The 12,572-nt window shown below is 73.7% G+C and carries 13 protein-coding genes; 9 read left to right on the plus strand and 4 right to left on the minus strand.

Features of this window, described 5'->3' with window-relative positions; all coding sequences use genetic code 11:
* The coding region (locus FXF50_RS21080; protein WP_148430465.1) for a methylmalonyl-CoA mutase family protein at window positions 1-1,377 on the plus strand (1,377 nt) is incomplete at its 5' end.
* A 53-nt stretch (window positions 1,378-1,430) separates the two neighbouring features.
* Here FXF50_RS21080 and FXF50_RS21085 read toward each other — a convergent pair.
* Window positions 1,431-1,727 (minus strand): DUF1540 domain-containing protein, encoded by a 297-nt coding sequence (locus FXF50_RS21085; protein ID WP_148430467.1) that lies wholly within the window; start codon window positions 1,725-1,727, stop codon window positions 1,431-1,433.
* 197 nt (window positions 1,728-1,924) lie between these two features.
* The gene (locus FXF50_RS21090) at window positions 1,925-2,542 is read right to left on the minus strand and encodes a DUF4126 domain-containing protein (protein ID WP_148430470.1); all 618 of its coding nucleotides are present in this window, start codon (window positions 2,540-2,542) and stop codon (window positions 1,925-1,927) included.
* 71 nt (window positions 2,543-2,613) lie between these two features.
* Between FXF50_RS21090 and nucS the strand changes: the two genes are divergently transcribed.
* Complete coding sequence (gene nucS, locus FXF50_RS21095) at window positions 2,614-3,273, plus strand: endonuclease NucS (protein ID WP_148430472.1); 660 nt, start codon at window positions 2,614-2,616, stop codon at window positions 3,271-3,273.
* Between the two features lie 18 nt (window positions 3,274-3,291).
* Here the strand turns inward: nucS and FXF50_RS21100 are convergent, their stop codons facing one another.
* Window positions 3,292-4,794, minus strand: a complete 1,503-nt coding sequence (locus FXF50_RS21100) for an aldehyde dehydrogenase family protein (protein ID WP_148430474.1) — start codon at window positions 4,792-4,794, stop codon at window positions 3,292-3,294.
* A 250-nt stretch (window positions 4,795-5,044) separates the two neighbouring features.
* Here FXF50_RS21100 and FXF50_RS21105 point away from each other — a divergent pair, with 250 nt between their 5' ends.
* The 7 genes from FXF50_RS21105 to FXF50_RS21135 all read left to right on the plus strand — a co-directional run bounded on the left by FXF50_RS21105 (window position 5,045) and on the right by FXF50_RS21135 (window position 11,413).
* The gene (locus FXF50_RS21105) at window positions 5,045-5,503 is read left to right on the plus strand and encodes an FHA domain-containing protein (protein ID WP_148430475.1); all 459 of its coding nucleotides are present in this window, start codon (window positions 5,045-5,047) and stop codon (window positions 5,501-5,503) included.
* Window positions 5,504-5,589: 86 nt separating this feature from the next.
* Entirely contained in the window at window positions 5,590-6,654 is a 1,065-nt protein-coding gene (locus tag FXF50_RS21110) for an alpha/beta hydrolase (protein ID WP_148430477.1), read from the plus strand.
* Window positions 6,655-6,774: 120 nt separating this feature from the next.
* Window positions 6,775-8,565 carry a 3-hydroxyacyl-CoA dehydrogenase family protein gene (locus tag FXF50_RS21115; RefSeq protein ID WP_148430479.1) on the plus strand — a complete coding sequence of 597 codons (1,791 nt, stop codon included), beginning with the start codon at window positions 6,775-6,777 and terminating at the stop codon, window positions 8,563-8,565.
* A 41-nt stretch (window positions 8,566-8,606) separates the two neighbouring features.
* A complete protein-coding gene (locus FXF50_RS21120; RefSeq protein ID WP_148430481.1) occupies window positions 8,607-9,101 on the plus strand; it encodes a SigE family RNA polymerase sigma factor in 495 nt (164 codons plus the stop codon).
* Window positions 9,098-10,147: a hypothetical protein gene (locus FXF50_RS21125; protein WP_148430483.1), complete on the plus strand. Its 1,050-nt coding sequence runs from the start codon at window positions 9,098-9,100 to the stop codon at window positions 10,145-10,147. Before FXF50_RS21120 ends, FXF50_RS21125 begins: the two co-directional genes overlap by 4 nt.
* Before the next feature lie 63 nt (window positions 10,148-10,210).
* Window positions 10,211-10,537, plus strand: a complete 327-nt coding sequence (locus FXF50_RS21130) for a hypothetical protein (RefSeq protein ID WP_255510133.1) — start codon at window positions 10,211-10,213, stop codon at window positions 10,535-10,537.
* Between the two features lie 66 nt (window positions 10,538-10,603).
* Entirely contained in the window at window positions 10,604-11,413 is an 810-nt protein-coding gene (locus FXF50_RS21135) for an alpha/beta hydrolase (RefSeq protein WP_091318800.1), read from the plus strand.
* A gap of 4 nt (window positions 11,414-11,417) precedes the next feature.
* Here the strand turns inward: FXF50_RS21135 and FXF50_RS21140 are convergent, their stop codons facing one another.
* Window positions 11,418-12,512: an AI-2E family transporter gene (locus FXF50_RS21140; protein WP_148430761.1), complete on the minus strand. Its 1,095-nt coding sequence runs from the start codon at window positions 12,510-12,512 to the stop codon at window positions 11,418-11,420.
* Window positions 12,513-12,572: the final 60 nt, after the last annotated feature.

A 12,572-nucleotide genomic window follows, 5' to 3' on the forward strand; every position in this document is an offset into this window, starting at 1 on the left:
GCCGAGCGGATGGGCGACGTGGTCCAGCGGATCTCCTTCTTCGTCAACGCCGGGGTGCGCTTCGTCGAGGAGATCGCCAAGATGCGCGCGTTCGGCGCCCTCTGGGACGAGATCACCCGCGACCGGTACGGCGTGGAGAACCCGAAGCAGCGCCGCTTCCGGTACGGCGTCCAGGTCAACTCGCTGGGCCTCACCGAGGCGCAGCCGGAGAACAACATCCAGCGCATCGTGCTGGAGATGCTCGGCGTCACGCTGTCCCGGGACGCCCGGGCCCGCGCCGTGCAACTGCCCGCCTGGAACGAGGCGCTCGGCCTGCCCCGCCCCTGGGACCAGCAGTGGTCGCTGCGCATGCAGCAGGTGCTCGCGTACGAGTCGGACCTGCTCGAATATCCGGACCTCTTCGACGGCTCGCACGTGATGACCGCGCTGGTCGACGACATCGTCGCCGGGGCCCGCGTCGAGTTGGAGAAGGTGCTGGAGATGGGCGGCGTGGTGGCCGCCGTGGAGACCGGCTACCTCAAGAGCGCCCTGGTCGCCTCGCTGGCCGACCGGCGCCGGCGGATGGAGGCCGGCACCGACGTGGTGGTCGGCGTCAACCGGTTCACCGAGACCGAGGCGTCGCCGCTGACCGCGGCCGGCGCCGAGGCCATCGAGCAGGTCGACCCCGCCGTCGAGGCGGCCGCCACCACCGCCGTACGCGAGTGGCGGGCCGGCCGGGACGCGGCGGCCGTGGACGCGGCACTCGCCCGGCTGCGCGCGGCCGCCGCGACCACGCAGAACCTCATGCCGGCGACGCTGGAGTGCGTGCGGGCCGGCGTGACCACCGGCGAGTGGGCCGGCGCGCTGCGCCAGGTGTTCGGCGAGTACCGGGCGCCCACGGGCCTTGCCGGCGCGGCCGGCGCCGGCGGCGACGCCGGCCTGGGCGCGGTCCGGGAGCGGGTCGCCGCCACCGCCCGCGAGCTGGGCAGCGGCCGGCTGCGACTGCTCGTCGGCAAGCCCGGCCTGGACGGGCACTCCAACGGCGCCGAGCAGATCGCGGTACGCGCCCGCGACGCCGGCTTCGAGGTGGTCTACCAGGGCATCCGGCTGACCGCCGGGCAGATCGTGGCGGCGGCCGTGGAGGAGGACGTCGACCTGGTCGGCCTCTCCGTGCTCTCCGGCTCGCACCTGGCCGCCGTGCCGGCCGTGCTGGACGGGCTGCGCGCCGCCGGGCGGGCCGACCTGCCCGTGGTGGTCGGCGGCATCATCCCGGCGGTCGACGCGGACGCGCTCCGGGCCGCCGGGGTGGCCCGGGTGTTCACGCCGAAGGACTTCGCGCTGACCGGCATCATCGACGACCTGGTCACCGTGATCCGCGAGGCCAACGGCCTGTCCTGAAGTAGTCCCGCGCTTTCCCGGGTCGGGCCCGCCTCCGGCGGGCCCGACCCCGCTCAGCGGCTGGCGTAGGTCTGGCAGTCCGCCAGGTCCATGTCCGGGCCCACGGTGATCGCCGGGGCGTGACACTCCAGGTCGGAGTTGTGCCGACAGTCCGCCCGCTGGCAGGCGCCCACCTGGGCGAGCGTCTGCTCGACGCCGCCGCGCACGGGCAGCTCGATGAAGGTGTGGCAGTGCGCGTGGTCGCTGCTGCCGATCGTGATCGCGAAGGCGTGGCAGTCGTTGGTGTGGTTGTAGGCGCAGGACCTGACGGCGCACTCCTGGACCCGGGGCATCTCCATGGACGCGGTCATCTCTCCGGCCCTCCTCTGAACGTCAGCCACAAATGTAGGCATTCGTCCGGTCTTCGACCGCAGATCCGCCCCGGGGTCACGCTGTCGAGTGCCCCCTCCTCACCGCCGCGCGGGGCAGGGGATACGCAACCACGCCTCAGCTGACACAACGACACGAAGGCCGGCACCCCGAACCACGGGGTGCCGGCCTTCGGCGTCTAGACCCGGAACCTCGCGGCCCGGGCGGCCTGGCGTTCACGACGCCGATCACGACGCCGCCGCAGGAACCAGAAGAAGAACGCCACGAGCAGGACCAGGAACGCCAGCACCAGCACCGGCAGCAGGATCGCCACCACCGACATGACCGCGCTGGTCGCGTCCTCGGCGGTGCTGGCCACCGGGGCGCCGAACCCCGCCGTGGTCGCGTTGATGACCGGCCGGGCCGCCGACTTGAGCAGGTGCACGCCGAGCGCGATGAGCACGCCGACCACCACGGGCACCCACTGGTGTGAGGAGAAGAAGGTGTCCGGGTCGCTGACCGTGACCGTCTCCGAGGTGGAGCCGGCGCCGAAGGCCAGCCCGCCGGCGGTCGGCCGGACGACGGTCTGCACCACGTCGTTGACGTGGTCGACCACCGGCACCTTGTCGGCCACCACCTCGACGGCGAGCAGCACGGCGAGGATCAGCAGGACCCACCCGTTGCCCAACCACTGCCAGCCGCTCGGCAGCTCCATGAGGTCGGTGTAGCGGGCGAGCAGACCCATCAGCAGGAGGGGGATGTAGGCGTTCAGGCCCGCCGAGGCGGCGAGGCCGGAACCCGTGAGGACTTCGAGCACGATCTCAATATCGCACCGGTTCGCCAGTGGCGCTCGTCGGCGACTGCCGGGTGCTCCGCTACCCTCGTCGGGTGCGGTTGGTGATTGCGAAGTGCTCGGTGGACTACGTCGGACGGCTCTCGGCACACCTGCCGCCGGCCACCCGGTTGCTCATGGTGAAGGCGGACGGGTCGGTGTCGATCCACGCCGACGACCGGGCGTACAAGCCGTTGAACTGGATGAGCCCGCCGTGCCGGCTGGAGGAGGCACCCGGCGTGTGGCGGGTGGTCAACAAGGCCGGCGAGGAGCTGCGCATCACCCTGGAGGAGGTCTTCCAGGACACCTCGTACGAGCTGGGCGTCGACCCGGGCCTGCGCAAGGACGGCGTCGAGGCGCACCTCCAGGAGTTGCTGGCCGCGAACCCGGAAACCCTCGGCGAGGGCTTCACGCTGGTGCGGCGGGAGTACATGACGGCGATCGGCCCGGTCGACCTGCTCTGCCGGGACGCCAACCAGGGCGCCGTGGCGGTCGAGGTGAAGCGGCGCGGCGAGATCGACGGCGTCGAGCAGCTCACCCGCTACCTGGAGCTGATGAACCGCGATCCGCTGCTCGCCCCGGTCACCGGGGTGTTCGCGGCGCAGGAGATCAAGCCGCAGGCCCGGGTGCTGGCCACCGACCGTGGCATCCGCTGCGTGGTGGTCGACTACGACCGGCTGCGCGGCATCGAGCGCGACGAGCTGACCCTGTTCTGAGCCGGCGGGCCGGGGTCGTCAGCGGCCGCGGCCGTACATCAGCTTTGCGGCCTTGACCAGGCGGGCGACGTCGGCCGGCGTGCGCTCGAAGGTCATCGAGGGCAGCAGGGACCGGGCCCGGCGGCGGGTGACCGACTTGGCCCGGCCGAACTCGCGGAGCCCGTCCTCGCCGTGGATGCGGCCGAAGCCGGAGTCGCCGACACCGCCGAACGGCAGCGTGGACATGCCGGCGAAGGTCAGCGTCGAGTTGACCGAGGCCATCCCGGAGCGCAGGCGCCGCGCGACGGCCACGGCCCGTTTGCGGCCGAAGACCGAACCACCGAGGCCGTACGACAGGGCGTTGGCCCGCTCGACGGCCTCGTCCACGTCGCGGACCCGGTTGACGGTCAGCGTCGGCCCGAAGGTCTCCTCGCGCACCGCGGCCGAGTCCTCGGGCACGTCGACCAGCACGGTGGGGTGCACGTACGGCGGCTGGACCGCGTCGGGGCCGCCGAGCACCGGCCGGCCGCCGCGGGCCACCGCGTCGTCGATGTGCCGGCGGATGACGTCGACCTGGGACGGCATGGTGATCGGGCCGATGTCGGCGCCGTCGGGGCCGACGGTGAGCCGGCCGGCCTTCGTCACCACCTTGTCGACGAAGGCGTCGAAGACCTGGTCGACCGCGTAGACCCGCTCGATGCCGATGCAGGTCTGGCCGGCGTTGGTCAGCGCGCCCCAGACGCACGCCTCGGCGGCGGCGTCGAGGTCGGCGTCGCTGTCCACGATCATGGCGTCCTTGCCGCCCGCCTCCAGCAGCACCGGGGTGAGCGTCTCGGCGCAGGCGGCCATGACCTTCTTGGCCGTGGCGGTCGAGCCGGTGAAGGCCAGCTTGGCCACGCCGGAGCGGCACAGCGCCGCCCCCACGTCGCCGAGCCCGTGCACCGCCTGGAAGACGGGCTGCTCCGGCACCACCTCGGCGAACCGGTCCACCAGCCACTGGCCGACGGCCGGCGTGTACTCGCTGGGCTTGAACACCACCGCGTTCCCGGCGGCCAGGGCGTACGCGGCGGAGCCGATGGGGGTGAAGACGGGGTAGTTCCAGGGGCCGATCACGCCGACCACCCCGTACGGCTGGTATTCGAGGTGGCCGGTGAACTCGGCGAGGATCAGCCGGGAGCGGACCCGGCGCGGCCCGAGCACCCGGCGCGCGTTGCGCGCGGCCCAGTCGATGTGCTCCAGCGCGGTGAGGATCTCCACCACGGCGTCACCGACCGGCTTGCCGCCCTCGGTGTGCACCAGGTCGGCCAGCTCCTCCATCCGGCGGGCGAGCACGCCGCGCCAGCGCAGCAGCCGGTCGCGCCGGCCGGCGAAGCCCAGCCCGGCCCACCAGTCGCCGGCGGCGCGGGCCCGCTCCACCGCGGCCCGTACGTCCGCCTCGGTCGCCACCGGGAGCCGGCCGGCCTCCTCGCCGGTCGCCGGGCTGGTCGACACCAGTCGACTGTCCTCGATGAGCGGGGTCCCCGGGACACGCACAGCCGTCATGGCCGAAGTCTAGACCCGAGCGTTACTCACCGGTAGGTCCCGCGTGGCCCGTACTCTGCCCAGGTCGGCGCTGCGCGGGCCCGGCGGGATCGACGGACGTGCCGCCGATTGAACTGGCGGCGCCCGCCGAAACGTTGAACAGGACATGGCCGGCCGGGGTCACGGGGGTGACCACGCGGGGGTGGGAGCGATTACCGTGAGGTGGCAGGCTGACGCCGCGGAGCGACGGTGGGGTGGAGGTCGACTGTCCATGGAGGAGCATCCGGAACTGATGCCGCTGCTGACGGTGTCGGGCGGGGCGATGCGGGGGCTGAGTTTCCGGGTCGGTCGGGATCCACAGCTGGTCGGCCGGGCGCCGAGCGCCGACATCGTGCTGGCCGACCCGCACCTGAGCCGCCGGCACGCCACGGTCCAGGCCACCCCCGACGGGGTGGTGCTCACCGACCTCGGCTCGACCAACGGCACCTGGCTCAACGACCAGCGGATCGCCGGCAGCGTCCCGCTCGCCGACGGCGACGTCATCCGGCTCGGCCGCACCGACCTGCGCCTCTTCGACCCGGGCGTGGCCCGCACCGACCCGGTCGGGATGAGCTTCGGGCAGCCGCGCCGCGACCAGCGGCCCACCCTGCCCCTGCCCGTCCCACCGGCGCCGCGCACCCCGGTGGAGGCGCGCGGCACGCTGCCCCTGGCGGTCGAGGCGCACCGCTGACCCGGAGTTCCGCCACACCCTCCGGCGACGCCGGATGGGGGCCGCCCACATGGACCGGTCGCGGACGGCCGTGCCAGCATGCGCGGATGCGGAGCGAGCGACACACCGTCCACGCCAACGGCATCACCCAGGCGGTCCGGGTGGCCGGCCCGCCGGACGGCGTGCCGGTGCTGCTGGTGCACGGCAACGTGTCGTCCGCCGCGTTCTGGGAGCCACTGCTGTCCCGGCTGCCGGAGACGCTCCGGGTGGTCGCGCCCGACCTGCGCGGATACGGCGAGACCGACACCGCCCCGGTCGACGCCACCCGCGGCCTCGGCGACTTCGCCGACGACGTGGCCACGCTGCTCGACGCCCCCGGCCTGTTCGCCCCCGGCGCCCGGCCGGTGGTCGTGGGGCACTCGCTCGGCGGCGGGGTGGCGATGCGGCTGCTGGTCGACCGCCCCGACCGGGTGGCCGGGCTGCTGCTGGAGGCGCCGGTCTCCCCGTACGGCTTCGGCGGGACCCGGGACCTCGACGGCACCCCCACCACGCCCGACTTCGCCGGCACCGGCGCGGGCACCGCGAACCCCGACTTCGTGGCCCGGCTGGCCGCGCGGGACCGGGGCGCCGACGGCCCGACCAGCCCGCGCAACGTGCTGCGTTCGGCGTACGTGGCCGACCCGGCGTCACTCGGCGGGGACGAGGAACTGCTGCTGGAGAGCATGCTGACCACCGCCACGGGGGACCACAACTACCCCGGCGCGGCGGTCGCCTCGGCGCACTGGCCGGGCACCGCGGCGGGGGAGCGCGGGGTGCTCAACGCCCTGGCGCCGGCCCACTTCCGGCTCGCCGACGAGCTGGTCGCCGTCCCGGCCAAGCCGCCGGTGACCTGGGTACGCGGCGACGCCGACGTGATCGTCTCGGACACCTCGCTGTTCGACCTGGCGTACCTCGGGTCGCTCGGCGTGGTGCCCGGCTGGCCCGGGGAGGCGGACTGCCCGCCGCAGCCGATGGTCGGCCAGACCCGGGCGGTCCTCAACGCGTACGCGGCGGCCGGCGGGACGTACCGGGAGGTGGTGCTGCCCGGCTGCGGGCACAGCCCGCACCTGGAGCGGCCGGCCGAGTTCGTGGCCGAGCTGCTGGCGCTCGCGGGGGTGCCCACGGGGGTCTGACCGGCGCGGTGCGTGAAATATCCCACGGTGTCTCGACAACCCAGCGTCACGTGGCAGACTCCGGCGCATAACCTTAGCCGCCGTTCAATGCCGGCGGAGTCGACCAAGGGGAGGCCGGTCGTGGCGCGCGAGTTCACCAGTGTGGGTGTGGTGGGTCTGGGCACGATGGGTGCCGGCATCGTCGAGGTGTTCGCCCGCAACGGCATCGACGTGGTGGCCGTCGAGATCTCCGCGGCCGCCGTGGAGCGTGGCCGGGCCACCCTCACCGGCTCCACCGACCGGGCGGTCGCCAAGGGCAAGCTCGCCGAGGCCGACCGCGACGCGCTGCTGGCCCGGGTGGACTGGCAGGTCGGGCTGGACGCCCTGCACTCGGTGGACCTCGTGATCGAGGCGGTGCCCGAGCAGTTGGACCTGAAGCAGCGGATCTTCGCCGAGCTGGACCGGGTCTGCAAGCCCGAGGCGATCCTGGCCACCAACACCTCCTCGCTGAGCGTCACCGAGATCTCGGTCGCCACCACCCGGCCGAACCAGGTCATCGGCATCCACTTCTTCAACCCGGCGCCGGTCATGAAGCTGGTCGAGGTGGTCCGCACCGTGGTCACCTCCGCCGACGTGGTAGCCGACGTGGAGGCGCTCTGCGAGCGGCTCGGCAAGGTCGACGTCACCATCAGCGACCGGGCCGGGTTCATCGCCAACGCGCTGCTCTTCGGCTACCTGAACCACGCGGTCAGCATGCTCGAGTCCCGCTACGCCACCCGCGAGGACATCGACGCCGCCATGAAGCTCGGCTGCGGCCTGCCCATGGGCCCGCTCGCGCTCATGGACCTGATCGGCCTCGACACCGCGTACGAGATCCTGGACACCATGTACCGGCGCGGCGGCCGCGACCGCCGGCACGCCCCGGTGCCGCTGATCAAGCAGATGGTCACGGCCGGCCTGCTCGGCCGGAAGTCCGGCCGCGGCTTCTACACCTACGAGCGGCCGGGCTCCCCGGTGGTCGTACCCGACGAGCACACCCCGGTGACCACGGGCGGCGCGCTCGCCGACGGCACCCGGGCGATCGCCAAGGTCGGCATCGTCGGCTCCGGGACCATGGCCACCGGCATCATCGAGGTCTTCGCCAAGGCCGGCTACGAGGTCATCTCGGTGACCCGGGGCGCGGAGAAGTCCGCCAAGGTCTGCGAGGCGGTCAAGACCTCGCTGAACAAGGGCGTGGTGCGGGGCAAGCTGAGCGAGGAGGACCGGGACGCCGCGCTCGGCCGGGTCACCTGGTCGGCCACCCTGGACCACCTGGCCGACGTCGACCTGGTGGTCGAGGCGGTGGTCGAGGAGCTGAGCGTCAAGAAGGCCCTGTTCGCCAGCCTCGACGAGATCTGCAAGCCGGGCGTCGTGCTGGCCACCACCACCTCGTCGCTGCCGGTGATCGACGTGGCCATGGCCACCCAGCGGCCCGCCGACGTGATCGGCCTGCACTTCTTCAACCCGGCGCCGATCATGCCGCTGGTGGAGATCGTGCAGACCATCCGCACCTCGGCGGAGACCAGCGCGACGGCCCGGGCGGTGTGCGCGGCGCTGGGCAAGACCGGCGTGGTCTGCGGCGACCGGTCCGGCTTCATCGTCAACGCGCTGCTCTTCCCGTACCTGAACGACGCGGTGAAGATGCTGGAGGCCAGCTACTCGACGGCCGACGACATCGACTACGCCATGAAGCTCGGCTGCGGTTACCCGATGGGCCCGTTCGAGCTGCTCGACGTGGTCGGCCTGGACGTCTCGCTGGCCATCCAGCGCGAGCTCTACCTGGAGCTGCGCGAGCCGGGCTTCGCCCCCGCGCCGCTGCTGGAGCACCTGGTCACCGCCGGCTACCTCGGCCGCAAGAGCGGCCGCGGCTTCCGCGACCACACGAAGCGCTGATCCGGGTCAACACCGGGCGCCCGTGACGGCGTCTTCAGGGCGTGACCTTCGAGGAGTACGTCGGCAGCCGCGGCCCGGCCCTGTTGCGCCTGGCCCGGCTGCTGACCGGCGACGCGCATCGCGCCGAGGACCTGACCCAGGACGTGCTGGCCCGCGCGTACGTGCACTGGCGGAAGATCGCCCGGGCCGACCGGCCCGACGTGTACGTGCGGCGGATGCTGGTCAACGCCAACACGTCGTGGTGGCGCCGGCGGTCCAGCCGGGAGCTTGCCGTGGACACCTTCACGGAGCGCCCCGAGCGCGGTGACCTCGGCGGCGAGGCGGCCGACCGGGACGAGATGTGGCGGCTGATCCGCGCCCTCCCCGACCGCCAGCGCGCCGTGCTGGTGCTGCGCTACTACGAGGACCTGGACGACGCGACGATCGCCCAGATCCTCGACTGCTCGCCGGTCACCGTCCGCACCCACGCGATGCGGGCGCTCGCCCACCTCCGGGAGCGCTGCGGCGTCCCGACGACCAAGGGGAGCCGGCCGTGACCGACCTCGACCAGCGGATCGCCTCGGTGCTGCGGGAGCACGCCGAGGGGGAGACGGACACCCACCGCCTGCTGCGGAACTCCCGCGCGCTCGGCCGGCGCCGGCAGGTGCGCCGCCGGACCGCCACCGGCACCGCCCTGGCCCTGGTCGGGGTGCTCGGCTTCGTCGGGGTGGGCGGCACGGACCTCGGCGGGCTGTCCGGGCGGCTGCCCTGGGGCGCGGCCACTCCGACCGCCGCCTCGCCGGTGCCGCCGCTCGCCGGCGGCGTCCCGGGCGCGACCGCCGACCCGAGCCGGGTGGCCACCGACGCGCGGGTTCTGCACTTCGGAGTCGACCCCGCCCGTGCCCGCTACCTCGGTTGGGGAGTCCGGCGGGACGAGGTGGAATCCGTGCGGTTCACGGTGGGAAGCGGGCGGCCCGTCCTGGTCGAGGTGAGCCGCTCCCGCGACCTGCTGAGCCGGGGCGGCGTCGAGGGCTTCACCTTCGATGCGGTGGAGGAGCCGCTGCCCTTCGACGGCACCGTCCGCGAGGTGCCCGGCCAGACCGGTGGAGTGATCCTCTCGTGGCGGCCGGTCGACGGCCTGTACGCCCGGGCGAGCACCGCCGGCCGGGACCAAGCGGCGCTCCGACGGGCGGTTGACGCGCTGCGGTGGAACCAGGCGAGACGGTGCCCCGGCCCGTTGCGGCTCACCACGCTGCCGCCCGGGGCGACGGTGCTGACCTGCGACGTGGACGTCTCCGCGTTCCCGGGCGGGCTGAACGCGCGGTTCGTCCTCGGGCGCGGGGAGGACGCGACGATGCGGGTGAGCTTCGCTTACGCCAGCCAGCTCGCGGGCGTCCGGACCGAGGGCAACCGGACCGTCGACGGCCGGTCGGCGTACCTCTATCCCGACGGCACCAGGCTGGAGCTGCTCGGCATCCCGAAGGCGCACCTGATCGCCACCTTCGGCGGATTGGACAAGGGCTTCACCGAGGCGGACGCGACGGTCCTGCTGGCCGGGGCGCAGGTGGCGACGGACCTGACCGACCCGGAGACCTGGAAGTGAGCTCCGCCGGCCGGGCCGCCCGACCCGGGCCGGCCCGGCCGGCGGACCGTACGCTTGGTGACCGTGAGCCCCCGTCGCAACCGTCCCCGCCGGGACGACACCACCCACCTGGACTCCGAGCGGGCGCGCCAGGGCGTGCCGACCGTCCAGCAGTGGCGCGACGGCGACTGGCAGGTCCGCGGGATCACCGGCGGGGCGTCGGTCAAGACGTACCGGTGCCCCGGCTGCGACCAGGAGATCCGCCCCGGAGTGGCGCACGTGGTGGCCTGGCCGGCCGACGAGCGGGGCGACCTGACCGACCGCCGGCACTGGCACAGCGGCTGCTGGCGGGCCCGGGACCGGCGCGCGCCGAACCTCCAGCGCGGCCGCGGCGCCCCCCGCCACGGCTGAGCGACCTGGATCACGCTGTTTCCGCCCCGGCGGGCGGCGCGGGCGGCGGCGCGGGAGACTGGGACCGTGAGCACACGGATCCGTGCGTCGTCGATCCTGCCCGGCCGCCGGGAGGACATCGAGCTGCACACCGCCGACGGGCTGACGCTGGTCGGCGAGCTGGCCCGGCCGCTGGACCGGGAGCCGGTCGGCACCCTGGTCTGTCTGCACCCGCTGCCCACCCACGGCGGGATGATGGACAGCCACGTGTTCCGCAAGGCGGCCTGGCGGCTGCCCGCGCTGGCCGACCTGGCCGTGCTCCGCTTCAACACCCGGGGCACCAGCAGCGTCCGCGGCACCAGCGAAGGGACCTTCGACGCGGCGGTCGGCGAGCGCTTCGACGTGGCCGCCGCCATCGAGTACGCCGAGTTCCACGAGCTGCCGAACATCTGGCTGGTCGGCTGGTCGTTCGGCACCGACCTGGTGCTCAAGTACGGCTGCGACCCGGCGGTGGCCGGAGCCATCCTGCTCTCCCCGCCGCTGCGCTTCTCCCAGCCCGAGGACCTGACCGTCTGGGCGGAGTCCGGCCGGCCGCTCACCGCCCTGGTCCCCGAGTTCGACGACTACCTGCGCCCGGAGGAGGCCCGGCAGCGCTTCGCCGCGGTGCCGCAGGCCGAGGTGGTCGGGGTGCCCGGCGCCAAGCACCTCTGGGTCGGCGACGCGGAGACGGTGCTCAACGAGATCGTCAGCCGGGTGAACCCGGCCGTGCCGGTCCCGCTGCCGACCACCTGGGACGGCCCCATGGAGACCGGCGACGCCAGCGCGTACGCCGATCGGACGGTGGCCGCCTTCGCCGACACCCCGGTGGCCGGGCCGGAGCAGCGCCGCGCCGGCTGAGGCGTCAGCGGGATTCCTGCCGGGGCAGCACCACCTCGCGCAGGATGAGTTGGAGCGCGGCCACCGTGGGGATGGCGATCAGCGCGCCGACCACGCCCAGCAGCGACACCCCGAGCAGGGCGGCGAGCAGGGCCGCCACCTCGTTGACCGAGACCGCCCGCCGCATGATCTTCGGGTAGATCAGGTAGTTCTCCACCTGCTGGTAGACCAGGAAGAAGCCCAGGCAGGCGATGCCGACCGGCAGGTCGGTGGCGAGGCCGACCAGGGTCACCACCACGGCGCCCAGGGTCGCCCCGATCTGCGGGATCAGGTCGGTCACCGCGACCACCACGGCCAGGGCGAAGGGGTACGGCAGCCCGACCACCAGGGCGAACACGAAGGTGCTCGCCCCGGCCAGCACCGCGATGGTCAGCGCCCCGACCATGTACGCGCCGACCCGGGTGAGGATCTCGTCGCCGATGAGGCGTACCCGCTCCCGGCGGGACCGGGGCACCAGCGCGTACCCGAGGTCGCGCAGCTTGTTGAAGTAGGCCAGGAAGTAGATCGTCAGCACCAGCACGGTCAGCGCCCGGAAGATGGTGCCGAAGATGAGCTGCGCCCCGCCGAGCACCCCGCCGAGGGCGCGGCCGATGGTGTCCGCGTTCGCCGCCGACTGGACGCGCTGCATCACGTCGTAGCGCTCGACGAGGTCGTTGACCGTGGGGTTGCGGCGCAGGTCGTCGACGTAGCCGGGAAGGTGCTCGATGAACTGCCCGGACTGGGTCACCACGGGCGGCACCAGGGCGAGCAGCCCGCCGACGATCAGCAGCAGCACGGTGAGCGTCACCACGGCCACCGCGAGCCCGTGCGGCAGCCCCCAGCGCCGCAACCTCACCACCGCCGGGTGCAGGCCGACGGCGAGGAAGAGCGCGATCACCACCAGCACCAGGATGCCGGCCGAGTTCCGCACGCCCAGGAAGGCCGCGTACGCCAGCAGCACGCCGAGCGCCCCCGTGAAGCCGACCAGGAAGCTGCTGCGCCGCAGCGGCCGGCCCGGTACGCCGAACCGCCCGCTCGGCTCGAACTCGGCCGGCTCGGTCTCCACGCCGACCTCGACCAACGCGGGCTCGCCGCCGGGTTCGCCGCCGGCGACCGGTCCTGCGCTGTCGGCCCGTCCTGC

The organism is Micromonospora sp. AP08, assembly GCF_008085935.1.
In the GTDB taxonomy this organism is placed as follows: Bacteria; Actinomycetota; Actinomycetes; order Mycobacteriales; family Micromonosporaceae; genus Micromonospora; species Micromonospora chersina.

What these genes read in the sequence shown, in the direction of transcription:
- FXF50_RS21100 (WP_148430474.1), bottom strand. Translation starts at nt 4,794, where the DNA reads ATGACGGCTGTGCGTGTCCCGGGGACCCCGCTCATCGAGGACAGTCGA.
- FXF50_RS21105 (WP_148430475.1), top strand. Translation starts at nt 5,045, where the DNA reads ATGGAGGAGCATCCGGAACTGATGCCGCTGCTGACGGTGTCGGGCGGG.
- FXF50_RS21085 (WP_148430467.1), bottom strand. Translation starts at nt 1,727, where the DNA reads ATGACCGCGTCCATGGAGATGCCCCGGGTCCAGGAGTGCGCCGTCAGG.
- FXF50_RS21110 (WP_148430477.1), top strand. Translation starts at nt 5,590, where the DNA reads ATGCGGAGCGAGCGACACACCGTCCACGCCAACGGCATCACCCAGGCG.